This is a genomic window from Plantibacter sp. Mn2098, assembly GCF_049319745.1.
Taxonomy (GTDB): Bacteria; Actinomycetota; Actinomycetes; order Actinomycetales; family Microbacteriaceae; genus Plantibacter.
In genome coordinates this window covers 1-24,835 of record NZ_JBMOUH010000004.1, presented here as the reverse complement: position 1 = coordinate 24,835, position 24,835 = coordinate 1, and the positions used below count along the sequence as shown (strand labels likewise).

21 protein-coding genes are annotated in these 24,835 nt (G+C 67.8%); 6 read left to right on the top strand and 15 right to left on the bottom strand.

Annotation, left to right across the window (positions count from 1 at the left end; genetic code table 11):
• Positions 1–34 precede the first annotated feature (34 nt).
• From ACL9RL_RS07470 to ACL9RL_RS07460, 3 genes are all read right to left on the bottom strand, one after another.
• Positions 35–805, bottom strand: coding sequence for a lysophospholipid acyltransferase family protein (locus ACL9RL_RS07470; protein WP_422779602.1), 771 nt, complete (start codon positions 803–805; stop codon positions 35–37).
• A 161-nt stretch (positions 806–966) separates the two neighbouring features.
• Positions 967–2,013 (bottom strand): hypothetical protein, encoded by a 1,047-nt coding sequence (locus ACL9RL_RS07465; RefSeq protein ID WP_422779601.1) that lies wholly within the window; start codon positions 2,011–2,013, stop codon positions 967–969.
• Positions 2,010–2,363 (bottom strand): GntR family transcriptional regulator, encoded by a 354-nt coding sequence (locus tag ACL9RL_RS07460; RefSeq protein ID WP_422779600.1) that lies wholly within the window; start codon positions 2,361–2,363, stop codon positions 2,010–2,012. Before ACL9RL_RS07460 ends, ACL9RL_RS07465 begins: the two co-directional genes overlap by 4 nt.
• Positions 2,364–2,587: 224 nt before the next feature.
• Here ACL9RL_RS07460 and ACL9RL_RS07455 point away from each other — a divergent pair, with 224 nt between their 5' ends.
• Entirely contained in the window at positions 2,588–3,865 is a 1,278-nt protein-coding gene (locus tag ACL9RL_RS07455; RefSeq protein ID WP_422779599.1) for an exonuclease domain-containing protein, read from the top strand.
• Positions 3,866–4,077: 212 nt separating this feature from the next.
• Here the strand turns inward: ACL9RL_RS07455 and ACL9RL_RS07450 are convergent, their stop codons facing one another.
• The 5 genes from ACL9RL_RS07450 to ACL9RL_RS07430 form a co-directional block, all read right to left on the bottom strand.
• Positions 4,078–4,941, bottom strand: a complete 864-nt coding sequence (locus ACL9RL_RS07450) for an aldo/keto reductase (RefSeq protein WP_422779598.1) — start codon at positions 4,939–4,941, stop codon at positions 4,078–4,080.
• Positions 4,938–5,225 carry a hypothetical protein gene (locus ACL9RL_RS07445; protein ID WP_422779597.1) on the bottom strand — a complete coding sequence of 96 codons (288 nt, stop codon included), beginning with the start codon at positions 5,223–5,225 and terminating at the stop codon, positions 4,938–4,940. Before ACL9RL_RS07445 ends, ACL9RL_RS07450 begins: the two co-directional genes overlap by 4 nt.
• 58 nt (positions 5,226–5,283) lie before the next feature.
• Entirely contained in the window at positions 5,284–5,859 is a 576-nt protein-coding gene (locus tag ACL9RL_RS07440; protein ID WP_422779596.1) for a uracil-DNA glycosylase, read from the bottom strand.
• Positions 5,860–6,583: 724 nt separating this feature from the next.
• Positions 6,584–7,525, bottom strand: a complete 942-nt coding sequence (locus tag ACL9RL_RS07435) for a 3,4-dioxygenase subunit beta (protein ID WP_422779595.1) — start codon at positions 7,523–7,525, stop codon at positions 6,584–6,586.
• A gap of 106 nt (positions 7,526–7,631) precedes the next feature.
• Positions 7,632–8,009 (bottom strand): (deoxy)nucleoside triphosphate pyrophosphohydrolase, encoded by a 378-nt coding sequence (locus tag ACL9RL_RS07430; protein ID WP_422779845.1) that lies wholly within the window; start codon positions 8,007–8,009, stop codon positions 7,632–7,634.
• A 229-nt stretch (positions 8,010–8,238) separates the two neighbouring features.
• On the opposite strand from ACL9RL_RS07430, the gene ACL9RL_RS07425 reads away from it, so the two are divergent.
• Positions 8,239–11,874, top strand: coding sequence for an AAA domain-containing protein (locus ACL9RL_RS07425; protein WP_422779594.1), 3,636 nt, complete (start codon positions 8,239–8,241; stop codon positions 11,872–11,874).
• 7 nt (positions 11,875–11,881) lie between these two features.
• On the opposite strand, the gene ACL9RL_RS07420 is transcribed toward ACL9RL_RS07425, so the two are convergent.
• Together ACL9RL_RS07420 and ACL9RL_RS07415 are read right to left on the bottom strand one after the other, a co-directional pair.
• Positions 11,882–12,373: a hypothetical protein gene (locus tag ACL9RL_RS07420; protein WP_422779593.1), complete on the bottom strand. Its 492-nt coding sequence runs from the start codon at positions 12,371–12,373 to the stop codon at positions 11,882–11,884.
• 374 nt (positions 12,374–12,747) lie between these two features.
• Positions 12,748–13,356: a hypothetical protein gene (locus ACL9RL_RS07415; protein WP_422779592.1), complete on the bottom strand. Its 609-nt coding sequence runs from the start codon at positions 13,354–13,356 to the stop codon at positions 12,748–12,750.
• A 187-nt stretch (positions 13,357–13,543) separates the two neighbouring features.
• Here ACL9RL_RS07415 and ACL9RL_RS07410 point away from each other — a divergent pair, with 187 nt between their 5' ends.
• Positions 13,544–15,487 (top strand): S1C family serine protease, encoded by a 1,944-nt coding sequence (locus ACL9RL_RS07410; protein ID WP_422779591.1) that lies wholly within the window; start codon positions 13,544–13,546, stop codon positions 15,485–15,487.
• 180 nt (positions 15,488–15,667) lie between these two features.
• On the opposite strand, the gene ACL9RL_RS07405 is transcribed toward ACL9RL_RS07410, so the two are convergent.
• A complete protein-coding gene (locus tag ACL9RL_RS07405) occupies positions 15,668–15,994 on the bottom strand; it encodes a hypothetical protein (protein WP_422779590.1) in 327 nt (108 codons plus the stop codon).
• A gap of 381 nt (positions 15,995–16,375) precedes the next feature.
• Between ACL9RL_RS07405 and ACL9RL_RS07400 the strand changes: the two genes are divergently transcribed.
• Positions 16,376–17,656, top strand: coding sequence for a DUF429 domain-containing protein (locus ACL9RL_RS07400; RefSeq protein ID WP_422779589.1), 1,281 nt, complete (start codon positions 16,376–16,378; stop codon positions 17,654–17,656).
• A 145-nt stretch (positions 17,657–17,801) separates the two neighbouring features.
• On the opposite strand, the gene ACL9RL_RS07395 is transcribed toward ACL9RL_RS07400, so the two are convergent.
• Both ACL9RL_RS07395 and ACL9RL_RS07390 read right to left on the bottom strand, forming a co-directional pair.
• A complete protein-coding gene (locus ACL9RL_RS07395) occupies positions 17,802–18,545 on the bottom strand; it encodes a DUF2809 domain-containing protein (protein ID WP_422779588.1) in 744 nt (247 codons plus the stop codon).
• Positions 18,542–20,116, bottom strand: coding sequence for an LssY C-terminal domain-containing protein (locus ACL9RL_RS07390; RefSeq protein WP_422779587.1), 1,575 nt, complete (start codon positions 20,114–20,116; stop codon positions 18,542–18,544). The genes ACL9RL_RS07395 and ACL9RL_RS07390 overlap by 4 nt, the downstream gene beginning before the upstream one ends.
• Positions 20,117–20,191: 75 nt before the next feature.
• On the opposite strand from ACL9RL_RS07390, the gene ACL9RL_RS07385 reads away from it, so the two are divergent.
• Positions 20,192–21,484, top strand: coding sequence for a M18 family aminopeptidase (locus ACL9RL_RS07385; protein ID WP_422779586.1), 1,293 nt, complete (start codon positions 20,192–20,194; stop codon positions 21,482–21,484).
• Positions 21,485–21,644: 160 nt separating this feature from the next.
• On the opposite strand, the gene ACL9RL_RS07380 is transcribed toward ACL9RL_RS07385, so the two are convergent.
• The gene (locus tag ACL9RL_RS07380; RefSeq protein ID WP_422779585.1) at positions 21,645–22,487 is read right to left on the bottom strand and encodes a MerR family transcriptional regulator; all 843 of its coding nucleotides are present in this window, start codon (positions 22,485–22,487) and stop codon (positions 21,645–21,647) included.
• Positions 22,488–22,726: 239 nt separating this feature from the next.
• Positions 22,727–24,154, bottom strand: a complete 1,428-nt coding sequence (locus ACL9RL_RS07375) for an aminopeptidase P family protein (protein WP_422779844.1) — start codon at positions 24,152–24,154, stop codon at positions 22,727–22,729.
• A 183-nt stretch (positions 24,155–24,337) separates the two neighbouring features.
• On the opposite strand from ACL9RL_RS07375, the gene ACL9RL_RS07370 reads away from it, so the two are divergent.
• Positions 24,338–24,727, top strand: a complete 390-nt coding sequence (locus ACL9RL_RS07370) for a hypothetical protein (protein ID WP_422779584.1) — start codon at positions 24,338–24,340, stop codon at positions 24,725–24,727.
• The last annotated feature ends 108 nt before the right edge of the window (positions 24,728–24,835 follow it).

The following is a 24,835-nucleotide window of genomic DNA, read 5'->3' as shown; positions in this document are numbered from 1 at the left end:
AGGGGTTCGTCGCGGAAACGGTGGATTCGCCCGCTCAGGCGACGGTTTTCGCCTCGCGGCGGCGGTCGCGTTCGAGGTCGGCGGCGGCCGCCTCGTCGGGGGTCGGGGCGGTTCCGCCGAGGTGTCGCGGCTGCCACCACTGGCCCGTACCGTCGACGGGGTAGTCCGCCTGCAGGCCGTCGACCATGTGCTGCAGGCGGTCGCGCAGCTCCGTGGTCCTGGCCGTGACGTCGTCGTTCGCGGTGACCGACATCGGCTCGCCGAATGCGAAGTGCACCGGCACGCCGAACCGGTCGCGGAACCGGACCTTGTGGTTCTTGGTGAGGAGTCGATGTCCGCCCCACACGGCGACGGGGATGATGGGCACGTTCGCTTCCGAGGCGAGGCGGACGGCCCCGGATTTGAGGTCGCGGACGGTGAACGATGCGCTCACGCCTGCCTCGGGGAAGACGCCGATGAGTTCGCCGCTGCGGAGGGCTTTGACCGCGTTGCCGTAGGCCGCGGCGCCGGCTTTCATGTCGACCGAGATGTGGTGCATCCCGCGGAGCAGCCAGCCGACAACGGGCTTGTCGAATGCGCCCTTCTTGGCCATGAAGCGGATGCGGCGCTTGTTGTGGAGGACGGTCGCCCACTCGACGAGCGCGAATTCCAGGTAGCCGAAGTGGGTCATCGCGATGACTGCTCCACCGGTGTTCGGGAGATGCTCGATGCCCGTCACGTGCCGTTTGAGTCGCCAGAATCCGAAGAGCGACCGGCCGACGCCGACAGCTGTGCTGTAGATGGGTTCAACGGGACGTCGCTTCATTACCCAACAGTAGAGGTTCTGGCTGGGGATCGTCCGGGCGCTCCTGTTCGCAATTCAGGAGCGCCCCGGTGTGTCGACCCGCGCTCGCCGCAGATCGGCGCGACACGCCGGACCCGTCCTGAATTGCGAACAGGAGCGAGGTGTCCGACGCGAGAGCGGCGTCAGTTCCGCTCGGCGCGCTCCCGCTCCCGCAACGCCTCGAGGAGGCTCGCCCCGGTGGCCGCATCGGGGATGCTGACCGCGAAGAGCGTGCCGTTCGACCGGGTGACGACGATGCCTTCGCCTCCGTGCAGGACGACCGCGCTGCGTCCCGGCATGACCCGGTAGCCCCAGCCGCCCCACTGCATCGGGACGAGCTCTTCGGTCTGGACGGCGTCGATCTCGTGCAACGGGATCCGCTTGAAGGGGATGCCGAGCGTTGTCGAGACGACGCGGAGCCCACGGCGGTCGACGGTGACGCGGATGCGGATGAACGAGACGATGAGCAGCGTCGCGACCAGCATGACCGCACCGGGGAAGATCCCGTTGACCCCTTCGTTCAGCACCAGCGGGATCATGAGTCCTCCTGTGAGGGCCACGAACCCGATCGCCACCCAGATGAAGGCGACACCGGTCGAGGTTCTGCTCCAGGCCCCGGTCTCGGTCGACGCGAGCGGGATCGGACGCAGGCCGTTTCCGGACCTGGCCGCCACGGCGGTCTTCGGGTGCAGCACCCAGGGCACAACGCCCCACGCCGTCCCGAGCAGCGGGAGGATCACCCACGCGCCGAGGACGGCCTGCTCGGGATCCCCTCCGGCCTGGATCGTGAGCCAGCCGGAGAGGATCCAGGCCGATGCCGCGACGCCGCCGACGAGACCGGCGAACCCGAGGATGCCTCGTCGAAGCAGCGGGCGGACCACCGGCAGGTAGGCGCACAGCGTTCCGAAGAGCGCGGCCCCCACGGCGAAGCAGAGCGTGGTGATGAAGATGGAGTCCGTCGCGTCGAATCCGTCGGGAGTCCCCGTCCCGCTCCAGTGGATGGGTAGGGTCTTCGGCAGCTGATTCGACCACGCGGACCAGCTGAGGAGGATCGCGATGGCCGGCAGCCAGAGCGCGACCACCGCGAGGGCGACGCGACCACGACCACCAGAACCGCGGCCGTCGCTCCCGCTCACTGGCGCGGGTCCGGTCGGCCGTTGCGCGTCATCGTGCTGGCCCGTGGTGCTCATGATTCTCCGATCAGGTGCAGGATCTCGGCTCTCGAGAGTCCGATCTTGTTCGCCTCGGCGAGGAATTGTTCGGCGAGTTCCGCCACCCGCAGCCTGGCTGCTGTGGCATCGACGTCCGGCCGGACCCAGGCGCCTCGACCCTGCCGCATGTCGATCAGGTGCGCGTCGCGCAGGAGCCCGTACGCGCGCAGGACGGTGTGCATGTTGACGTCGAGGGCGGTGGCGAGGTCCCGTGCCGGTGGGAGGCGCTCGCCGGGTTGCAGCGTGCCGTCGATGATGGCGGTGCGCACCTGATCAACGATCTGGGTGGCGAGCGACACGGCGGACCCGTGATCGAGGCGGAACAACATGTTCTAAATGCTACTAGAACAATGTGCGCGCGGTCCAGTGAGTGGGACCACGCCTCGTGACAGCTGTCGGACATCGTCACCGGCGGCTCTGCCTCCCCTTCGGGGGATGCGAATCGGGTAGTTTGGCGGTGACGACTGTGCACCGTCCAGCGCTGCGATCCAGCGCCCATCGTGCTCGATGCCGGCTTGTGCCGTGCCTCGCGCCACCCACAGAAGGAGCCGACATGCCCGATCACGGGTTCGCGGTCATCGATTTCGAGACCACGGGATTCGCTCCGGAGTATCACCACAGGGTCGTCGAAGTCGCCGTGGTGCACGTCGGCCCCACCGGCGAGATCGAGAACCGGTGGGAGACGGTCGTGAACCCGGAGCGGGATCTCGGACCCGTCCACATCCACGGCATCACGGGCAAGGACGCGATGCGCGCACCGCTCTTCTCGCAGATCGCCCCGCAGCTGGGTGCGTTGCTCGACGGCCGGATCGTGGTGGCGCACAACGCGCAATTCGAGGAGCGGTTCCTGCGGGCAGAGCTCGCCCGCCTGGGCGTCGGGTCGCCGGTCGAGCAGGGTGGGGCGCTGTGCACGATGCAGCTCGCGCGCGAGTTCCTCCCCGGGGCGGGGCGATCGCTCGCCGACTGCTGTTCCGCCTATGACATCGAGCTCGTGAACGCGCATGAGGCGCTCGTCGATGCCGAGGCCACCGCCCGACTGCTTGCCGCCTACCTGGCCGACAACCGTGGCCATGAGACGTGGGACCGGTACGACCGGATCGCCGAGCAGCAGTCCTGGCCGCCCCTCCCGCTGTCGCCGCAGCAGGTCGACTGGGTGACGCGTACGCGCGAGCGGGACGTTCCGACGACCTCGACGTTCCTCCAGCGCACGACCGCCGCCCTCCCGGAGACCGATGAGGACTCGCCTCGTGCGCGTGCGCACGCCGCCTATCGTGCGCAGCTGGACGTCGCGCTCGCCGACGGTCTGCTGACGGTCGACGAGATGGACGGCTTGCGCACGCTCGCGCGGGAGCTGGGCATCGGCGACCGGGTGCTCGGACGGTTGCACGAGCGGTACTTCGGCGATCTCGCGGCGGTCGCGTGGGCCGACGGCGAACTGACCGATGCGGAGCTGTCCGACCTCGCCCAGGTCGCGCTCCTCCTCGACCTCGATGACGCCAGCGTCACCGCCGCGATCAGCTCGCCGCCGAGCGCACCGCTCACGGCCTCGCCCGCGACGGTGCCGGCAGGTCCGGGGAAGCCACAGTTCGAGCTGTCGCGCGGTGACCTCGTGGTGCTCACCGGGCAGATGGGGCAGCCGCGGTCGCACTACGAAGACCTGCTCCTCGCCCGCGACGTCATCCCGTGGGCTGCCATCACCAAGAAGGTCAAACTGCTCGTCGCGGCCGATGTCGACAGTCTGTCCGGCAAGGCGCGCAAGGCCAGGCAGTACGGCATCCCGATCGTCGGTGAGCAGGAGCTGCTCGCGTTGCTGGCGGCGATGCGCGGCTGAGGCGCCGCTCGGCCGCGGCTACCGCTCGGGCCCGGCCGCCCGAGAGAAGGTGAACCGCGCCGCGCAAGGACGTTTTCGCGCGCAGAGGCCTTCTCTCGTGCGGTTCACCTTCTGCGGTGCAGCGTCCGTCGGCGGCGGGAGTCGCAGTCCCGGGTGCGCGAGCCGCACGCAGGGCCGCGGGATTCGCAGACCCCGCGGGTCCGGGCGGCTCGCTACCGCGTCGTGACCGCGCCCAGCTCGGCCGACAGCACCGTGATGTCCTCCGGCGACAGCAGGAGATCAGCCGCCGCGATCGTGGACCGAACCGTCGACGGCTTGGTCGCCCCGCTCACCGGCACGATCGACGGGCTGCGCGCGAGCAGCCACGCGATGACGAGTTGCTGGGCGGTCGCATCGTGTGTCGTCGCGAGGGTGGCGATGCCGGGACGCGCGGCGAACGCTCGCCAGTCGTCGACGAGTCCGAGTGGCGAGTACGCCAGGTAGGTGATGCCTCGCGCCTCGGTGGTGCGGAGCATCGCGTCCTCTCCCCCGCCGATCAGGTAGCGGTTCTGCACGGCGCTGATGTGGGTGATCTCCCGGGCGGTCTCGAGCTGCTCGATCGTCACGTTGGACAGGCCGATGCGCCGCACCAGGCCGTCGTCGACGAGTTCCCGCAGGGCCCACACGCTGTCGTCGAAGGGCAGCTTGGGGTCCGGCCAGTGCAGGAGGTACAGGTCGATGGCGTCGACGCGGAGCGCTTCGAGGCTGCCGCGGCAGTGCTCCTGGATGGCGGCGGGCCGGCCATCGATCGGGAAGGTGCCGTCCGCGGCGTGGAAATGGCCGCCCTTGGTGACGATGGTGACGTCGTCGGCGCCGATGTCGCGCAGCGCGTTCGCGATGATCCGTTCCCCGGCGTGCCCGCCGCCCGCCGGCGAGTAGGCATAGGCGGTGTCGAACACGGTCGTCCCACCCTCGACCGCTGCGGTGAGGGCGGCGATGCGCTTGGCGCCGTCCATCGTCTCGTCGAAGATGAGTCCGGCGGTGCCGGCGGCGATGGGTGAGACGTCGAGGTCGTCGAGGCGTCGGTGGGGTGTCATCGGCCGAACTCCGCTCGCAGGCGTGCGTCATGCAGGGCGCGGAAGGTGCGGAGGTCCCGGTTCGCCTGCCACCAGCCGACCGAGTAGTACCCGAGGATGCCGAGGGCTGCGGCAGACCCCACGATGTACTGCCATTCGACTGTGGGAGTCTTCGCTTCGACCAGTCGGATCACGAGCAGTGATGTCCACATCATGCCGAGGACGATGAACGTGAGGGCGCCGCCGCGCTTCGTGCGGCGGCGCGCGTCGAGGATGATTTCCGGGGACACCGTCGGCTCGTCCATGCGCCCAGCCTAATCACGCGGGTGCACCGCGAGTCAAGGGTGGGCGATGCCTGGTGCGTTAGCCGGCGACCTGTGCTGCGCGGGCGAAGGTGCGCTCGATCTCCTCGCGGCGACCGGGCTGCTTGAGCGCGAGCGGCGACGGGTGGGGCGCGTTGAAGGCGCTGTAGGTGTTGCCGAGGAACGGTTCGATGTGCTTCCACCAACCCTCCTGTGCGTGCGGGCCACACAGGACCACGACGCGCAGCTTGCGGAGGATGGGGAGCAGGCCGCGGAGTTCCATGGCGCCCTGGGCGAGTTCTGCCGCGTTGGGCTTCTTGCGGCCGGGGGCCAGGTACCAGGGGACGATGTTCCACACGACGACGTGTTCGAGTCCGAGGGTGTTGCGGAGATTCCAGAGGTTCTCGGCGGTGGGGTCGTCGTTGTCGACGGAGGCGAAGCCGGATCCGGGGCGGTCGGCGGTGTCGGGGAGCATCGTGCCAGGGGCGTCCAGCAGGATGAGCGTCTTCGCGTCGGCTGCCGAGTCCGCGGGGTCGAATTCGGGGACGAGGAGGTCCGTTTGGCGGCCGATCCGGCGGGCGACCATGCTCGCGGTCCACTCACGGAGCGGCTGGATTGCGGCCGTTTCCTCGAGCATCCGTTGTCGTTCGGCCAGAGTCTCGGGGTTACGCAGCCCGCGCGGGCCTTCCATGTACATGTTCTGAGCGTATCGCGCTGGTGGGCGGCGAATGTCGACGGATTTCCGCCAGGGTGCGATCTCCCCCAGTTGTCGGGTGGTCGGGCGCACGGCTCCATCCTGTCTTCAGTGCGAACCGTTCGAATCCTTATCCGTGTCAGGATCGGCGGCGGCAAAGGGGGAACGACGTCGCGAGGGCGAACAACGGTGGTCGGCGGGGTGCGCGATGACGGATGAGCGTCGTGGTGGATACGAGCCCTCGGTCGGGTCGATGTTCCACGATGTCGAGTGGCGGCGGATCGGTTTCTCGGATCTTGAGCGCTGAACTTTCGGGTGAATGAAGCATTCGCAGCGTGAACTGATCAGTTCTATGCTCTCTAGCCATGGCCTGGCGCAGGACTGCTCCGTCCTGCGCCAGACCGTGTACTACATTTCGCGGCAGTGCGCGCACAGGCGATAGCCGCCTGTGCCCTGGAGTCGATTGCGTGCCGGAATCTGTTGCCCACTCACGCAGTTGTTGAAGGTGTGGTGAACGTCAGGGTCGGAGGGATTTGAGGAGTGGTACGGGCTGACTCGCATGTAGCTTCCAATCGGGTGCGCCGCTTCGGATGAGCGGATGCTGCGACCATATTCGCAGCGTCCGACATCAATAGTTGGTCAAACGGACGAGTAATGATCAAACGCGTCACACCCCGATCGTGAGCGCCGAGGTGTACCCGCTCACGACATCGCCGGACATCGTCGCGATCTGGTGGATGCCGCCGTCGTCGCCGAAGACCATGTCGCGGGTGAGGCTCGTCTGGGCGAGGTTGCGGACGCTCTGTTCATATCCGGTGGTCGCGTAGACGGCGTCGCAGGCTTCCTTCGGGAGGGCGATCTGTGAGGTCTTCACGATCGGGCCGGATGCGACGGCCGTTGCGACATCGGAGTACACCTCGAAGTGGATGTGCGGCCAGCGCCCGGAGTACGCCGCCGGGAAGATCGACGTGAACGTGACGAGACCGCGCGCATCCACCTGTTGGACGCCGCGGAGGTAGTTCTCGTTCTTGGCGGCGCCTTGCCCGTAGAGGGAGTACTCGCCGTCGCGGTCGCAGTGCCAGAGATAGACGGCGGCGCCGGTCATCGCGTTGCCAGTGGAAGCGTTGCGGACGGCGAGCTGGATCGTGAGCGGGATGCCCGCGGCCGTGGTCGATGACGAGCCGAAACTCGAGCGGATGTCACTGCGGACGATGCCGGAGTCGTCCAGGACGTCGACGCCGTTCGATCCGTCCGCCGGGTACGGGCCGGCGGTCTCGTCCGGGACCTCCGAGACGGGGCCTGCGGCATCGGCGGTGGCGCTTGCACTGGCGCTTGGTGTCGCCGCGGCCGTGCCGACGCCGGCGGACGGGGTGCTCGACGTCGCCGGGCTGGAGCACGCTGCGAGGAGCGTCGCACCAGCGATGCCGCCGAACAGCCCGAACACGCTGCGCCGATTGACGAGCGTGCGGATGTCGTAGACGAGGCCGCGGTCGTCCTCATCGATGAGGTTGCCGTCGGCGTCGAGCCAGCGGGGGTCGACCGGGACCGTGCCCGGGTTGGAAGCGCCGGGAGTCGTGCCGATGTCTGTGCTGCGCGTGCGGTCGTTCATGGTTGTGCTCCTTTCGCGGAATTGCGTAGGAAGCAGTGAAGCAAGCGGCGCTCGCCGGGTGCTTGGTGGGTTCTGTGGGGTTGCTATGAAGGATGCGGCCGGGAAATCAAGGAAGAAGCCGGTGCAGAAGTCGAACCATCGGCAGATCTGGCTTCGCCCATTCAAGGCTGTCGAGTTCAGCGCGAGAGACCCAGCGCAGCGCATCGTGATCGATGCTGTGGGTCGGGGCTGTGCCGACCAGCGATGCTGCGTAGCAACTCAGATCGATCACGACGTGTTCGAGCTCCGTCACTGACCGGTCGAAAAGGTCCCCGACCACGATGGTCGTGCTGAGTTCTTCCTCAATCTCGCGGACGAGGGCATCAGCGGGTGACTCATCGCTCTCGACCTTCCCGCCCGGGAACTCCCACTGTCCACCGGCAGACTTCCCCGGCGACCGTCGGCACGCGAGAACGGTGCCGTCCACGATGACGACCGCAGCCACCACTCGAAGGGCGTGTGTCACATTGGGTCCGTTCGTCTGAGCAGGCGTGTGACCAAGAGTACCGAGACCCGGTGGAAGTCCTTGAGTTCAAGTCTGAGGCCGATGCGCCGGAGTATCGCTCAAGCGGGGTCGTTGTCGCCTAGGTCCGTGTTCGCGGTGGCGCCCATGTCACCCGCCCGTGCCAGACTGGCCGCACCACGCCCGCCACCGTCGAAAGGCCGCCGCACCGATGTTCCTCCTCGATGGCCAGCCGGTCACCTCGGCCAGCGACCTCAGCAACGCCTCGTACTGCGAGTTCGCGTTCCTGCGGGGCATCGACGAGAAACTGGGGCACATCGAACGCCTCGATGAGCCTGAAGACGAGATGCTCGTCCGCACGTCCAAACTCGGCGATCAGCATGAGCTCAGAGTGCTTGAGGCGTATCGCGAGGAGTTTGGCGATGGCGTGATCGAACTCGAACGACCGAGCGTCCGCGATGCGGAAGCGCTGGCGGCAGCCGTCGACACGACGCTCGACGCCTTCCGCAGCGGCGCACCCGTCGTCTTCCAGGGTGCCTTCTTCGACGGGTCATTCATCGGGTTCGCGGACTTCATCATCCGCCGCCCCGACGGCAGATACCGGGTTCAAGACACCAAGCTCGCACGGTCGCCACGCGTCACCGCACTGCTGCAACTCGCCGCGTACGTCGACCAGCTCCTCACCGCCGGCATCCCCGTCGACGACCACGTCGACCTCATCCTCGGCGACGGCACCGTCAGCACCCACGCCGTCGGCGACATCCTCCCGGTGTATCGTCGCCGCCGCGCTCGACTGCTTCGCGTCGTCGACGAACGCCTCACCGATGATCGACCCGTCCGATGGGGCGATCCCCGTTACAGCGTGTGCGGACACTGCGCCTATTGCGATGCGGAAATCACCGCCAGCCGTGACGTTCTGCTGGTCGCCGGGCTTCGATTGACCCAACGGGATCGCCTGATCGCAGCGGGAATCGAGACGATTGATCAGCTTGCTGGGGTTCGGGTTGTGGGGGATGCCCTTCGACAGGCTCAGGGACCGGGCGACGGGGATCGGGAGGGCGGGGCCCTTCGACAGGCTCAGGGACCGGCGGACGGGGCTCAGGGACCGGGGCCGGGAGTGGAGGCGGGGGCGGCGCACTACGTGCATGGGCACCACCATGCAGAGCCGATGACTGTTGCGGGCATCCCGGATGCCACGCTCCGCGGGCTTCGCGAGCAGGCGCGCCTGCAGATCCAGCCGCCCACGACCATCGGCACTCCCCCGTTCATCGTGCACGACGCCGCAGCCCTCGGCCTCCTTCCTGAGCCGAACCCCGGCGACATCTTCTTCGACTTCGAAGGCGACCCGCTCTACACCGAGGGCACTCCGAAGGTCGGCGAGACCACCCGCTGGGGCATCGACTACCTCTTCGGCATGGTCGACGCCGAGGGTGCATTCCGTGCCTGGTGGGCGCATGATTTCCACGAAGAACGCGTCGCACTCGACGCCTTCCTCACGTTCCTCACCGAGCGCCGCGCGCAGTACCCGGGCATGCACGTCTACCACTACGCCGCATATGAGCGGACGCACCTGCTCTCCCTCGCCGCCCGGCACGGCATCGGCGAACACGTGGTCGATGATCTCCTGCGCGACGGCGTTCTCATCGACCTCTACCCGCTCGTCCGCAAGTCGCTCCGCGTCGGCTCCCGCTCCTACTCGATCAAGAAACTCGAGCCCCTCTATATGGGTGAGGATCATCGCGACGGCGATGTCACGAACGCCGCGGCATCGATCACCGAGTATGCGACCGCCCGCGACCTCGTCCGGAGCGGCGATCCCGCCCTGGAAGCTCTCGGTGAGCACAAGCTCGCCGAGATCGCCGACTACAACGAGTACGACTGCGAATCGACGCGACGCCTCCGCAACTGGCTGCTCTCGCTCGGCGCGGACCACGGCATCACGCCCGGCGCGTTCCTCACCGACCAGGAGGAGCTGGTCCCGGACGAACCGACCGCGCTGCACAACGCGCTGAGCGCATTCGCCGGCGACCCGCTCGACCCCGACCGATCCGATGACGCAATCGCGTATGCCCTCGCAGCGGCCGCCATCGACTACCACCGTCGTGAACACAAGACGTTCTGGCAGGAGCATTTCTCGCGTCTGGTCGCGGATTCTTCCGAATGGGAGGACGTTCGGAACGTGTTCACCGTGACCGGCGGGGACATCGAGCGGGACTGGTTCCGCGAGGGCAGACAACGCAGCGATCGCCGACACGTGCGGCTCTTCGGCCGGTGGGCGCCCGGCAGCTCCGTCAAAGTCGGCGCCGATCCCTTCGCCGTCTACGACTACCCGGGGCCATTCACGCTCCCCCGCGCAGAGGCAGGTTCTCGACCCGCCGGCCAGATCACCATCCTCGACGTCGACGATGAAGACGGCTCGATCCTCATCCAGGAGACGCTGAAAGCGGACCGCGACCCCTACGACGACCTCCCGACTGCGCTCACCCCATCGCCCCCTCCGCGCCCGGGCACCCAGGTGGATGCCATCGCCGAGTGGGGACAACGGATCGTCGACGCGCACCCGGATTGGCCGGCCGACGGGGTCGTCGACATCCTCCGGCGCCAGCCGCCGCGTACACGGTCCGGTCGGCAACTTCCCGACACCGGGGACACCATCCGCGACGTCACCGCCGGACTCCTCGACCTCGACCACTCGTACCTCGCGGTGCAGGGCCCGCCCGGGACCGGGAAGACCTACGTCGCGTCGCATGTGATCGCCGACCTCGTCGCCGAACACGGTTGGACGGTCGGGGTGGTGGCGCAATCGCACGATGTCGTCGAGAACCTGCTCGAACGCATCGTGAAGGCCGGGCTCTCCCCGGCCCTCGTCGCGAAGGCGGCAAAGGCCGGGGCCGATGTTGCGATCGAGCGCGCGTACACGATCCTCCCGTCGAATGGTCACGCGGCGTTCGCCCGGGAGAATCCCGGCGGATACGTCATCGGCGGCACGGCGTGGGACTTCAGCAACCCGGTCCGGTTCGATCGCCGGCAGCTCGATCTCCTCGTCGTCGACGAGGCCGGACAGTTCTCCCTCGCGTACACGATCGCCGCGAGTGTCGCAGCGGACAACCTCCTGCTCCTCGGCGATCCCCAACAACTCCCCCAGGTCAGCCAGGGAACCCACCCGGAACCGATCGACACCTCGGCCCTCGGATTCGTGGCAGACGGCCGCGACGTCCTCCCGCCGGAACTCGGCTACTTCCTGCACGAAAGCTGGCGGATGGATGCCGCGGTGGCCGAACCGGTTTCGCAGCTCTCCTACGCGGGCGAACTCCGGTCGGCCGCTGCGACCGCCAACCGTCGACTCGACGGGCTGGAACCAGGGCTGCATGTCGTTGAAGTCCCGCACGCGGGAAACGCGACGAGCTCCGTCGAGGAAGCAGAACGCATCGTCGGGATCGTGCGATCCGTGGTCGGCAAGCGCTGGACCAACCCGGACGAGTCCCGCATCGACGATCCGCTCACGGCCGGTGACGTCATCGTGGTGTGCCCGTACAACGCGCACGTCGCGGTGGTTCGGGAAGCGCTCGATGCCGCCGGTCTCGATGCTGTTCGGGTGGGGACCGTCGACAAGTTCCAGGGGCAGGAGGCGGTCATCGCGATCGTCTCGCTCTCGGCGTCGTCACCGGCGGACGTCCCCCGTGGCATGTCGTTCCTGTTGCTGAAGAACCGGCTCAACGTCGGGATCTCACGCGCGCAGTGGGCCGCGTTCCTCGTGTACTCGCCGGCACTTGCCGACTACTTGCCGACGACCCCGGACGGTCTCGCGGAGCTGAGCGCGTTCATCCGGTTGGTGGACGGAGCCTGACGCGGATTCAGCAGCCCGGGCCGGAAGTACGTTGGGTGCAGTTGCGATCGACGAGGACGGTCTTCGCTGTCTTCGCGGTGATGGACAACGGTGTGGTGGTCTCCACAGAGAGGGACCCTGACACAGGCAACCAATCCGAATCGTCGAATTGATACTCGGCCTCGTAGACGACCTCGACGGACGCCGTGTAGACCCCAGACGTCGTGTAGACGTGACTGGTCGCCGTATCGGAGAACTCGCCCAGTTGCAGAGTGTTCCACGTGGAACCTCCTGATGGCGAGAGCAATCCGGCGCCGTCTCCGTAGCTGAAGTCGTACTCGACGGGGGTGAAGCGCACTCGGGCTTCGAGCCCCAGGAGTGTGCCGGTGATCACATGCTCCTCTGCCGAGGCGATGAAGTTGGCCGGGAGCTTCACAACGGCCCAGCCGTTGGGCTCCATGCTGAGCGTCGGCGCGTGCGGCGCGAATGTCGCGACGTCATGGATGGTGACACTCGGCAAGCTGGGTGCTTCGGGTGTGGGCGCGTCAGGGTCGATGGGTGCGGGGGTCGATAGGGTCGGTCGCGACCGACTGCACGATGCGCCGGGGCCGCCGAAACACGACTCGTATCGGAATGGCTGGCGGCGGTCGCGTGGGCGGTTTTCGCTGTCGCTCCCCCGGCCGCTGCTGCCTGGGTCGTTCGTTCTGCTGTTGTTCTGGGTTGGGGCTGCGGGCCGCGACCCGTCAGATGTCGAGCGACTTGCGTTCAGTCCGACGGAGCCGTTGCCGATGCAAGCTCCGACCCACGAGCCTGAATCTTCGCATCCAACTGCATGCGCGGTCGTCGCTGCTCCGACGAACATGAGCACGATTGCGACTCCTACCAAGGCTTGGGCTACTCGCATTCCGCGGACTCGCTCCAAACTTCCTTGTGGGTAACGATGTATTCATCTTGACCGGCGGCGCCCAGACCAATACCAACCTCCCATGTGCGCGTGTTTGGGCGGTCTGGTGAGACGATCGATACTCCTGTGGTGTCGAGCACATCCGTCCCTCGCAGGTCCACGCACGCATACACGGCTGCGAGAGACCCCGTTTCGTCTGGCTCCAGGAGTCTGCTCTGGAGCGTGGTCTTGACGAGTTCAACCTTTCCAAGGAGAGTCCGAGTTGACTCGCTCACCTCCGCGAATCCAGCGTGGTCACGAGCTGCAACGGTCTTGGACGCAATCACATCAATGCGTTCGGGTTTCGCTCCGCCTTCGTTGTAGATCTGGTTTGAGATTTCGAGATATCGCTTGAAAACAGTCGTGGCGACTTCGAGGGCTTCCTCATCCGACCATGCGGGGGCACTGACGGCAGGCGTCGCGCTCGGGCTGGGCGGCATCGGCACACTCCCGCCGTCACATCCGGAGAGTGTCACGGCGAGCAGCGGGAGCAGGGCGATTCGAGGAACACGCATGTCCAGCACGCTACGTGACCAGGCGTCGCCGATGCAGTTATCCACAGGTAAAGTTGCCCGCCACCTGGGGGTTTTCGTGAACCCACCGAGGCCCTCACGCGAGATCTTTACACATTCCACACCCAGACAATCCCCAGACAGGTCATAGGGTCCTCTGGGGGAAACTGAATCGCGCACTCGGGTGGAGGGGGTCTGATGGTGGAAGCAACTCGCCGAAGAGAGGACCACACCAATGAACGCATCACCCGAATCCACCGAGCCCGTCGACCCGACCGAGCCCGTCGACAACGCCGCAGCCGCCCAGGCAGCGGATGGCGCGACGCCGAGCATCGATTCGTCAGTCGACCAGCCGGTCGCCGCAACCGCCGCCCCCGCGGCTGCCGCACCGGTCGAGCCCGGGATCGCCGATGCGTCTCAGCCGCACGCGAGCACCTCCCCCGCCTCCGCGGTGGACAGCCTGGCGGCAGATGCTCCCGAGGCGAGCGCTGCGGCATCGTCCGCCGGATACGCCGCTCCCTCGAACGGTGCGATCCGGGGCTCCGATGCCGCTACCGAGCAGTTCACGCAGCCGAACCCGTATGGTGCGCAGCCGTCCCACTACCTCGCATCGCAGGACCAGACCCCTACCGCGCAGACGCCGACTGCGCAGACCCCAACCGTGCAGACCCCAACCGCGCAGGTTCCCGGCGCGCAGGGCCAGTACCCCTACTACCCCTACGGCCAGTACCAGGGCGGCCAGTATCAGGGCCCGCAGTACCCGCAGGGCTACGGTGCGCAGCAAGGCGCCCAGTACCCCGCAGGCCAGTACCCCGGCCAGTACCCCGGCCAGTACCCCGGCCAGTACCCCGGCCAGTACCCCGGCCAGCCCGGCGCCTACGGCACCCAGCCACCGACCCCTGGCACCCCCGGCGCGTACCCGAACTTCCACCACAACGGCTTCCCGCCGCCCCCGGCTGCAAAGCACAAGGGGACGGGCTGGATCATCGCCGCCGCATCGACCGCAGCCGCGCTGATGGTGATCGCCGGCGTCGGTGGCGTCGCCGCATTCGCGACCCACGCCTTCGCGAACAACACCTCGCAGCAGACGACGCAGAGCGACCCGTCGCAGGGCAACAGCTTCGGCCGCGGCAACGGCGGAGGCAACGGCAGCCTGACCGACCCCAACTCGCAGGGTCAGGGTCAGGGACAGAGCCAGTCCGGATCAGGGACCGCGAACACCCGTGCGGCGACCGATGCGGAGTCGGTCGGCGTCGTCGAGATCAACACGGACCTCGCCTACCAGGGCGCCGCCGCGGCCGGCACGGGCATGATCCTGACCTCCGACGGCCGTATCCTCACCAACAACCACGTCGTCGCCGGAGCGACCAGCATCACGGTCACGGTCGTCTCGACGGGCAAGCAGTACACGGCGAAGGTCGTCGGTACGGACGCGACCGACGATGTCGCCGTCATCCAGCTGGATGGCGCGAGCGGGCTCACCCCCATCACGGTCGACCAGGACGGCGTCAACGTCGGTGACGCGGTGACGGGCGTCGGCAATGCCGGCGGCAAGGGTGGCACCCCGACGGCAGCGGAGGGCAAGATCACCGCGCTCGACCAGAACATCACCGTGCAGGACGACCAGACCGGCCAGGGCAAGAGCCTCTCCGGCCTCATCGAGACGGACGCGGACATCCAGGCAGGCGACTCCGGCGGCCCGCTGTACGACGCACAGGGTGAGGTCGTCGGCATCGACACCGCCGCATCGTCCGGCAGCACCGACATCGACGGCTTCGCGATCCCGATCGACCACGCGCTGGACATCGTCAAGCAGATCGAATCCGGGGTCGAGACGGACACCATCAAGATCGGCTACCCGGCGTTCATCGGCATCGGGCTCGCAGCGGATGGCCAGTCCGGCGCGGTCGGCGGCGGCGTGAACGGTTCGACGGGCGGCCAGACCACGGTCGGCGCCGGCGTCGCCAGCGTCATCCCGAACACCCCGGCAGCAGGCCTCGGCCTCGTCGCCGGCGATGTCATCACCTCGCTCAACGGGGTCGCGATCGACTCGGCGGCAACACTGACCACCACGATGCAGTCGCTCGAGCCGGGACAGACCGTCTCGATCACCTGGACCGACACCGCCGGTACGAGCCACACGGCGAGCATCACGCTCATCGAAGGGCCCGCCTCCTAGGCAGCCCTCACCCCTCGGGGTGACCTCGACTCTGACGGCCGGCACGCTGCATCGCGTCGGCCGTCAGATCACCGGAGGTCCGCCTGACGGGAGGATGCGATCGAGACCCGCGTCCTCCCCTCAGACGGACCTCCGTTGTGTGTGGCGGACCGGCCTGTCCCGTCGTGTCATTCGGCGCTGTCAGTCACTACAGCCGAGTGCGCCGCGCGCTCCGTTCTCGCTCACGGCGTAGACGCGGGCGGGAAGCGAAGAGTATTGCGACGCCGTGCCGTTCGCTGCAAAGAGCTCGCCGCTGAAGTCGGCAGCGGTGACATCGGGTACCTCCTCGGCCGACAGATAGGCTCTCGTCGCAAAGAACGCGATCGGTTGATCGCGCCCGGTGTGGATGGTGACCGAGCCGCTCACCAACCAGGCGTTGTCGGACTCGGACCAGGATGCAACAGGGCGTTCGAGTTCCATCGGCGCTCCGACCGAATCAGTGGCCAGACTCTCGTTGATGAGCTTCACTGCAGCAGCGGAGACCGTCTTGCACTCCGGCGCAACATAGGGGCGTTCAATCGGTCCCGGCTTGTGAGAGCCTTCGTCAGCTGCCTCTGTTTCTCCGGCGAAGGTCGGCGATGACGTCAGCCCAGCCGTCGGGGCCACCTCAGCTCCTGGAGTGCACCCGGTCAGGGCGACCACAGCGAGCATTGACACGGCAGCGACAACCAAAGGTCTGCGGATCATCCGGCCAGGCTAGTCGAGGGGCTGCGGTCGGTCCAGGATCCGGCGGCGATCGGTCGGCCTCGGGTCTCAGGTCGCGGAGCGCGCGCCGCCGCGGTCGGAGTCGCGCGTCTACGCTGGGAGCATGGGACTGCTGGCTTCGCGCGCGCTTGGTCGTGCGCAGCGGTGAGCCGGTTCATCGGCGTCGACCTTGCGTGGGGTGAGGGCAGCCCGACGAAGCCGGCCAACGAGACCGGACTCGTCTGCATCGATGCTGCGGGCACTGTCCTCGAGGCCGGCTGGGCGGTCGGTATCCAGGAGGTCGTCGACTGGCTTGTCCGTGTCGCCCGACCGGGCGATGTGATCGGTGTGGATGCTCCGCTCGTCGTATATAACGAAACTGGAATGCGTCTCTGTGAACGCCAGGTCGGGAATCGCTACAGCCGCTGGAAGGTGTCCGCCTACCCCTCGAATCTGGCCCTGCCCGCGCTCGGTGGGACTGCGCTCCGGGCGCGGCTCGAAGCACACGGGTTCGTCTACGAGGACGGGACGGCCGTGCACGATGCCGCGGCGATCACATTCTTCGAGTGCTACCCAAACACGACACTCGTCGGCGCGGTCGAGCTGGGGTACGACGTCGAACGACCGCCGTACAAGAGACTCGATCCCAAGCTCCCCCAGCCGGAACGTCGCGCGGCCCGCGCCGCGCACTGCGACGAGCTGCTGCGCCGCATCGCCTCGCTCACGACCGCCACTCCCCCACTGGACCTCACGACCCATCCGGCGACGGCCGATCTCCTGACGACCCCGTCCCCGCTCACGGACCGCGCGTACAAGCATCGCGAGGACCTCATCGATGCCGCCCTGTCGGCGTGGACGGCTGCGGTGTGGGCCACCTCCGGACGGGAGCGATGCCAGGTCCTCGGCGAGGAGGACGCCCCGGATGCGGACGGGCGCGTCCCCGTCCTCATCGCGATCGCGCGGCCCGAGCAGCGGCGGCCGCTGCGGGATGCCGAGCTGCATGCCGTTCCCGGCGGCGTTTCCGGCGCCGTGCCTGCGGCTGTCCAGGCTGCCGTGTCGGGCTCCGTGCCGGTGGCCACCGGTGATGCGTCGGCCGATTCAGCCGCCGTGCTCGTATCATCGGCAACATCGCCATCCGCGTTGCGACGGTCGCCATCTGCGACGTCGGCATCCTCGGACTCACCGTCCGCATCATCCGCTCCACCCAGCTCCAGTCGACCGAACGAGGACATCATCGCCACCCGCGCCGAAGCATCGCCCCAGCCCGACAACGGTTCGACGCGGGCGCCGTCACCTGCGCCGTCGACCGTCGAGCTGCTGCGGAGCGCCACCTGGCTCTTGGAGCACGCCGATGCGGTTGCGCATCCCGACGACGTCGCGTTCGAGGCCGCGCGTTCCGCGCTCGCCGAGGCGGTCTTCGACCTCGAGAAGCGCCAATACGCCTAGAGCTCTCGCGCTGCTGTTGTCCACAATTCAGGAAGATTTCCACGATTCAGGATGATTTCGTCCGTAGTGCGCTGAAATCGTCCTGAATTGTGTCGGCGTTCCTGAATTCTGCGAGGGGTGGCAGCTGGGCGGTGCGAGCGGACGACTAGTCGCCGAGGGGACGCTCGTGATCCGAGCGATCCGCGTGGCCACGCGCGTCGTGCGCGGCACGTTCCTGCGCGTCGTGCGCGGCATGCTCTCGCGCCTGTTGCGCGGCACGCTCCCGCTCGGCATACATCGTCGTGATGCGCTCCGCACGCTGATTGCGTGATCGGGTCGTGCGCCGATCCTCCCGAATCCACCGGGCGACGACGGCCACCCCCAGACTCACGATGAGGACCAGGCCGGCACCCGCAGCGTAGGCCAGGAGGTCGGTCGGGACGAAGGTGGTGCCGAGGACGAGCGCCGTCGGCGACCACTGTTCGGCGAGGGAGCTGGGCACGCCGGTCGCCTGGAACAGCTCGATGCCGGCGCAGAAGACGAATGCGACGAATGCGACGAGCCACACGCTCCACTGCGGCATGAGGAACGCGACGAGGAGGGAAGCCATGACGGCGTAGAGGACGTCGCCGGCGGGATCGGCGAGCGGTCCCCGCCCGAAGGTGTGGACGGCGAGTCCGACGACGATCGTGCAGGCCGCCGCGATGGCGAGGATCAGCCGCCGCTGTCTGGTGCTGACGCAGCAGGCGCGCGCGGGTCGGCGAGAGCGCCCTGCGCGCATCGTGGATCCGGAATGGGGCTCGACGTCCTCGATGGAGCCGGTGGAATCGGTGGAGCCGATGGGGTCGGCGGAACTGATGAAGCCAATGGAACCGGTCGGCGGGGGCGGCGGTCTGCCGTGTGTGGTCATGCTGTTGTGCGTCTTCCGCGTCGTTTGTGGCCGCGCGCCCAGTCGCGGGCTTCATGCCCGGACAGCGCGAGGAGGATCGAGATGTCGACCGCGAGGCCGATGAGGTTGGTTTGGAGCGTGATGCCGCCGTTTCCGAGGAAGTAGGCGACGGCGAGGCTGATGATGGTGATCGAGCTGAGCGTCATCGTCACGAGCCGGGCGAAGTTCGAGCCACGGTACACGGCCGTTGCGATCAACAGGTAGACGACGGTGCCGACGGCCAGCACTCCAACGGCCCAGGTGAGCACGATCGGCACGAAGGCGAGCTCGGCAGCCGTGTTGACGAGGTTGCCGGCTTCGACGTTGATAGCTTCCCAGGCGAAGAGCATCGACACGATGCTGACGATCGAGGCGATGGACCGCAGCACCATGAGGAGGGCGCCGATGGTCGTGTCGAAGGGGCGGGGTTCACCGTGGACCACGGGCGCTGCAGTGGGCGAGGGAGCGACATCCGTCTGCGCTTCGGGATGAGCCGGGGCGACCGACTCCACGGCGGCAGCCGAACCCGCCGGGGCGGTGCCACTCCCCTCCTCCTGCGGTAGATCCGCGACCGCGATCGCCGCCCCCGGCACCAGCTCGGTCTCGGCGTCGTGCGGCTGGAGGGCGACGAGCCGATTGAACGCCGCCCGCGTCGCAGACGCATCCGCAGCCGTCTGCGAGGGCTCGACCGGCCGCATCTCCGGAACGATGACGGCGCGCAGATCGAGGATCGGCAGATCGCCGTCGGTCACGATCGCGTCGCCGCCGCCGTTGCGCGAGTGGTAGCCGGTGGAGAAGTTGTCGATGACCTCGACCTCCGCGCCGACGCCGGCCGCAGTGACCGTCTCCACGATGTGGTCGCGTTCCACGTCGATGTCGTCGGCGATCCGGTGGGTGATCTGCAGGGTGAAGACGCTCAGCCCGACGCTGCGGTCGAAGGTGCCGGCCGCGAGCCAGTCGGTCTGGTAGCCGCCGGGCAGCAGCCATCCCTCGGGTGTCGGCCAGAACCGGACGTGGTGACGCTTGCCCGGGCTGCCGTCGACCTCCTGCTGGTAGCAGAACGCCTGTGGATGCCCGAACAGGTAGAGGTTGGAGACGGGCGCCTCGGGGTAGCTGCGCCGCGTGATGGTCGAGGTGACGATGCGGAGGTTCGCGCGGAGGCCGAGGTCGTCGGCGAGGGTCCACCCGGCTGCCCGCATCGTGGCGTGGATCTGCTCCTGACTGCCCTGCACACCGAGGTTGACCGGGTCGCCGAGGATCCCCTCGCGCGTGCGGGTGCGGCCGATGAAGTAGTCGGGCAGGTAGATGCGCGAGAGCACCGTATGCAGTCGCGGGAGGACCAGATACGCGATGACGAGGTAGATCACAAGGATGAACCAGGACTGTGCCCAGCCGCGCGCAAATGCTTCCGTGACGAGGACCCAGGTGAGGAAGATCGCGGCGATCGTGCCGAACCAGAAGAACGAGGCATCCACGATCCGGGCGATCCGGCCGCGCTCATCGTCCGTGAGGCCGCTGGCGGGTCCACGGAGAATCGGTCGGATTCGTGCCACGACACCAGGGTAGGCGACGGATGGTGCTTCTGGCGGGTTCCGGCGCAACGGCGATCGCAGTGGTTGGATGGAGGGATGGACGTCACCACGCACATCGCCGATTTCGCCGACTTCATCAGCGCATCCCCCTCCTCGTACCACGCGGCTGCGGAGAGCGCGCGGCGACTCAGGGCGGCGGGATTCACCGAGCGCGTCGAGACGGAGGCGTGGAGTGGCGAGGCCGGGCGGTTCTTCGTGGTGCGCGATGGCGCGATCATCGCGTGGGTCCAGCCGGAGGGCGCGGGCCCGACGACGCCGTTCCGCATCCTCGGTGCACACACCGACTCCCCCTCGTTCAAGCTGAAGCCCAAGCCGACCGTCGGTGCGTCCGGCTGGCTGCAGGCCGGCGTCGAGGTCTACGGCGGGCCCCTCCTGAACTCGTGGCTGGACCGTGAACTCGAGCTCGCCGGCCGCCTGGTCACGACCGATGGCACGGAGCACCTCGTGCGCACAGGGCCGTTCCTGCGCATCCCGCAGCTCGCCGTGCACCTCGACCGTGAGGTCAACGACGGGCTGAAACTCGACCGTCAGCGGCACCTCACGCCCGTGTTCGGCACGGGTGAGCTGGCCGAAGCGGACCTGTTGGCCCACCTCGCCGGACTGGCCGGGATCGATGCTGCTGACATCGCCGGATACGACGTCCTCGTCGCGGACACCCAGGCGCCGGCGCGTTTCGGCCTCGGCGGCGAGCTGTTCGCGGCCAGCCGGATGGACAACCTGACCTCGGTGCACGCGGGGCTCGTCGCGCTGCTCGATGCGTCCGAGGACGTGCCGGGTGATGCGCTTGCCTCCGCCGCGCACATCAGCGTCCTGGCGGCGTTCGACCACGAGGAACTGGGCTCGTCCTCGACCTCGGGCGCGAGCGGCCCCTTCCTCGATGACGTCCTCACGCGCATCGGAGCCGCCCTGGGAGCAGCTCCCGCCGACCGTCTGCAGGCCTACGCGGCGTCGTGGTGTGTCTCATCGGACGCCGGCCACGCCATCCACCCGAACTACCCGGAGCGGCACGATCCCGCAAACCGTCCGCTCGCCGGCCACGGTCCCCTGCTCAAGATCAACGCGAACCAGCGGTACGCCACGGACGCGCACGGTGCAGCGCTGTGGGCGCGATGCTGCGCGGCCGCCGGCGTGCAGTACCAGGAGTTCGTGTCCAACAACACGGTCCCCTGCGGTTCCACGATCGGCCCGCTCACGGCGACGCGTCTCGGGATCCGCACGGTCGACGTCGGCCCGGCACTGCTCTCGATGCACTCCGCGCGTGAGCTGTGCCACATCGCGGATCCGGCTGCGCTCGCCGAGGCGATCCGAGCCTTCTTCCGCGGAGCCTGAGCGGTAGCGGCCGGTTTGCGGGCTCGCCCGCCCCGGCCCATGTGTTCACAACTCAGGTTCGCCTCGGCGTGTCGCCCCGCGCTCACGCGAATCCGGCCGACACGCCGAGGGCGCTCCTGAATTGCGAACGGACGTACGCGCTGGTGGGCGCACGAGCGGCTTATGCGGTCCGGCGCTCATCCCGCAACGTGTAGACCAGTTCGACGCCGGTCGGTACACCGTCCGGCCCCGCAATGCCGCGTTGTCTCAGCTGAGATAGGTCCACGTCGAGTTCACGCTCCTCGATCGCTTCGAGAAGTCCGACGACTGCCGGGTGGGCCGCGTCGTCGGTCTGTGGCCCATCCGCGAACGACCACGATGCGGTGATTTCACGACGTACTGGATGCGTTCCGGCCTCGATGCGATGCCCGGGCAACGTCCAGTCATGGGGCAACCGTTCCGGGATCGGCCAGCACAGCAGGAGTTCGACGACGTCTGCCGCACCCCCGGTTCGGACCGTGGTCCAGAACATCCCGTCCGGTCGATTGCCCTGCGCATCGAGAGCGGTCCAGAGTTCGCCGAAACTCGTGTTGGCGTCATCGTCCGTCAGCCGATCGTCGTCGGCGGCCGGTGCCGTCATCACCACCCCGACCCAGTGCTGCTCGGCTGCCTCCTGCACCTCGATCGGGACGGGGTGGCCGATGGCGTCCAGCACGTTGTGCGCTTCGGTCTCCGCCGCGTCCTCCCGGGCCCGCTCGGCAATCCGTCGCGTCCGTCGGGTGTCGAGGAGTGCGGTCGCGGTCTCGACGTCGAGTGTCACATCGGTCAGATCATCGATGGGCACGCCGGCGTCACGCAGGGCCCGCACGAGCACGGCGTTCCGCAGTTGTGACGCAGCGTACGACCGATACCGCGTCTGCGGATCGACGTGCGCCGGCCGCAGTAACCCACGTTCGTCGTAGTGTCTGAGCGCTTTGACGGTCAGTCCGCTCACCTGTGCGAACTCGCCGATCTGCATGACCATGACCTCTCCTCCCGCGCCGAGCCCGATGCGTCGCCGCTGATTCTGTTGCTTCGAGTGTGGCGTCTCCCCCGGCGGGAGGGTCAAGGAGTCGCGAGGATTCCCGGATCAATCACATGGAGCCGCGCACGAATCGCTCGTCTGTTCGCAATTCAGGAGCGTCTCGGCGTGTCGACCCGCATTCACACCGGAAACGGACGACACGCCGAGGGTGCTCCTGAATTGCGAACGGACGAGGTGGGTCAGGCGCGCAGGCCGTGCATCCATGCCTCGATGCCGTCTGCCGTGATGGGCAGGGCCGAGGACAGGATCTCGATGCCGGTGGGCGTGACGAGCACGTCGTCCTCGATCCGCACGCCGATCCCCCGCAGCTCCGTCGGGACCGTCAGGTCGTTGGCGTGGAAGTACAGCCCGGGCTCCACCGTGATGACCGCGCCGGGCAGCAACGGCTCGTCCAGGTAGCGCTCGTCGCCGATGCGTGCGCAGTCGTGCACGTCGAGGCCGAGGTGGTGGCCGGTGCCGCTCGGAAGGTACCGCCGATGCTGCTGGCCGTCGGCGGACATCGCCTCGTCGACCGAGACCTGCAGGATCCCCCAGTCGTGCAACCCGCGAGCGATCGTCTCATATGCCGTTGAGCGCATATTCACGAACGAGCGCCAGGGCCCGACCTCGGCGAGGGCTGCGCGATGGGCGCGCTCCACGAGATTGTGCACCTCGCGCTGGGCAGCGCTGTACGTTCCGGACGCCGGGAACGACCGGGTGACGTCCGCCGTGTAGAGCGAACGTGCCTCCACGCCCGCGTCCAACAGGACGACGTGATCCGGCAGCACGGGGCCGTCGCACCGCGTCCAGTGGAGGGTCGGCGCGTGCGGCCCGCTCCCGATCACCGTCGAATACCCGACGCCGTTCCCGAAGGTGCGTGCGTGACGATCGAACGAGGCCTGCAACCAGCGCTCGCCTCCGAACGCCAGCGCTGCGGGAAGCTCACCGATCACGGATTCGAAGCCCGCGACCGTCGCATCCACGGCGGACCGCAGCTGCCCGATCTCCCACTCGTCCTTCACGAGCTTCGCCGCGGAGAGTGCAACGAGCAACTCCCCCGATTCGGCGACGCGACCGGCGACGCGCGGCTCCGCATGCCCTGCACCGAGCGCGTCGGACGGAAGTGACGCGGTGACCGCATCCAGCTCCTCGAGCGACCGGACCTCGATCTGCAGAGCCTCAGCCCATTCCGCGAGGCCGGCGGCCGGGCCGATCCACAGCTCGCCGCGCATCGCATCGGCATAGAAGGTGTCGTCGTCTCCCCCGGGGCCGGCAGCCTCAGGGATGAACAGCGTCGCATCGTGTCCGGCGCCGGACGGACGCATCACGAGCACCGCACCCTCGGCCTGGCAGGAGGTCAGCCAGACGAAATCACTGTCCGGACGGAAGCCGAACTCCGTGTCGTTGGAGCGCAGCATCGACCGCCCAGCGGTGACGACGAGCGTGCGCCCGCCGAACTGCGCGCTGATGAGTTCACGATGCCGACCGGCAGCAGCCGCGGCTCCGGGGATGACGTCCGGCGTGCGATCCACGGGCCCCCAACCCGCGCCCATGTACTCGCGGAACGCAGCCGTCTGGGGCATCGGCTGGGTACGGGGATCACGGAAGCTGAACGGTTCTGGACGCATAGTCACACAGTTAGCCACTCGACCGAAGAGACGTCAAGCCGACAGAAACCAACCCGGCAATTCATCCAGCAAAGTCAGCGATATGGAATCATTTCGTCTCAATCCAAGTCGCAAGTTGGCCGCCCAAGTGGACGGATCGTGCTCGGATTGACACGCTTTCCCGACGATCAACACAATGTCGTCATGACCGACGCCCCGCAGCAGCCCACCCAGACCGTCACCGACGCGACCGACGCGTTCAACCTCGACGAGCGCGTGTTCGACATGGTGTCGTCCACCGCCAGCGTCGTGAACCCGGAAGCGCCGACGCGATTCCTGTACCGCGAAGAACGCGGCGTCATCTGGGGCGACTACACGGGCGACACGGTCACCACCGGGCGCTTCTGCGGGACGCGCGTCGGCAACCGGATCGACGTGTCGTTCGTGCACTGCAGCCTGGCCGGCGAGACCACGCGGGGGAGTGCGACGTCGATGCTGTCCCACGCGGAGGACGGTGCACTGCTGCTCACCGAGGACTTCGTGTTCCCCGACGGGGTCGCGCACGTGAGCGTGTGCCGCGAGGTGCGGGGGTAGGGCTGAGCGCTCGAGACCGTATTGCCCAGTCCCCGAGTTTTTCGAAAGGAGGCCCTTTGCCAACCTCAGGAACAGATCCTTGCTTCGTGTGCCCCTTCCTAACCCCAA

Excerpts from the sequence above, each read along its gene's own strand:
- ACL9RL_RS07470 (WP_422779602.1), bottom strand. The coding sequence starts at position 805 with ATGAAGCGACGTCCCGTTGAACCCATCTACAGCACAGCTGTCGGCGTC.
- ACL9RL_RS07465 (WP_422779601.1), bottom strand. The coding sequence starts at position 2,013 with ATGAGCACCACGGGCCAGCACGATGACGCGCAACGGCCGACCGGACCC.
- ACL9RL_RS07460 (WP_422779600.1), bottom strand. The coding sequence starts at position 2,363 with ATGTTGTTCCGCCTCGATCACGGGTCCGCCGTGTCGCTCGCCACCCAG.
- ACL9RL_RS07455 (WP_422779599.1), top strand. The coding sequence starts at position 2,588 with ATGCCCGATCACGGGTTCGCGGTCATCGATTTCGAGACCACGGGATTC.
- ACL9RL_RS07450 (WP_422779598.1), bottom strand. The coding sequence starts at position 4,941 with ATGACACCCCACCGACGCCTCGACGACCTCGACGTCTCACCCATCGCC.
- ACL9RL_RS07445 (WP_422779597.1), bottom strand. The coding sequence starts at position 5,225 with ATGGACGAGCCGACGGTGTCCCCGGAAATCATCCTCGACGCGCGCCGC.
- ACL9RL_RS07440 (WP_422779596.1), bottom strand. The coding sequence starts at position 5,859 with ATGCTCGAGGAAACGGCCGCAATCCAGCCGCTCCGTGAGTGGACCGCG.
- ACL9RL_RS07435 (WP_422779595.1), bottom strand. The coding sequence starts at position 7,525 with ATGAACGACCGCACGCGCAGCACAGACATCGGCACGACTCCCGGCGCT.
- ACL9RL_RS07425 (WP_422779594.1), top strand. The coding sequence starts at position 8,239 with ATGTTCCTCCTCGATGGCCAGCCGGTCACCTCGGCCAGCGACCTCAGC.
- ACL9RL_RS07410 (WP_422779591.1), top strand. The coding sequence starts at position 13,544 with ATGAACGCATCACCCGAATCCACCGAGCCCGTCGACCCGACCGAGCCC.
- ACL9RL_RS07395 (WP_422779588.1), bottom strand. The coding sequence starts at position 18,545 with ATGACCACACACGGCAGACCGCCGCCCCCGCCGACCGGTTCCATTGGC.
- ACL9RL_RS07385 (WP_422779586.1), top strand. The coding sequence starts at position 20,192 with ATGGACGTCACCACGCACATCGCCGATTTCGCCGACTTCATCAGCGCA.
- ACL9RL_RS07380 (WP_422779585.1), bottom strand. The coding sequence starts at position 22,487 with ATGGTCATGCAGATCGGCGAGTTCGCACAGGTGAGCGGACTGACCGTC.
- ACL9RL_RS07375 (WP_422779844.1), bottom strand. The coding sequence starts at position 24,154 with ATGCGTCCAGAACCGTTCAGCTTCCGTGATCCCCGTACCCAGCCGATG.
- ACL9RL_RS07370 (WP_422779584.1), top strand. The coding sequence starts at position 24,338 with ATGACCGACGCCCCGCAGCAGCCCACCCAGACCGTCACCGACGCGACC.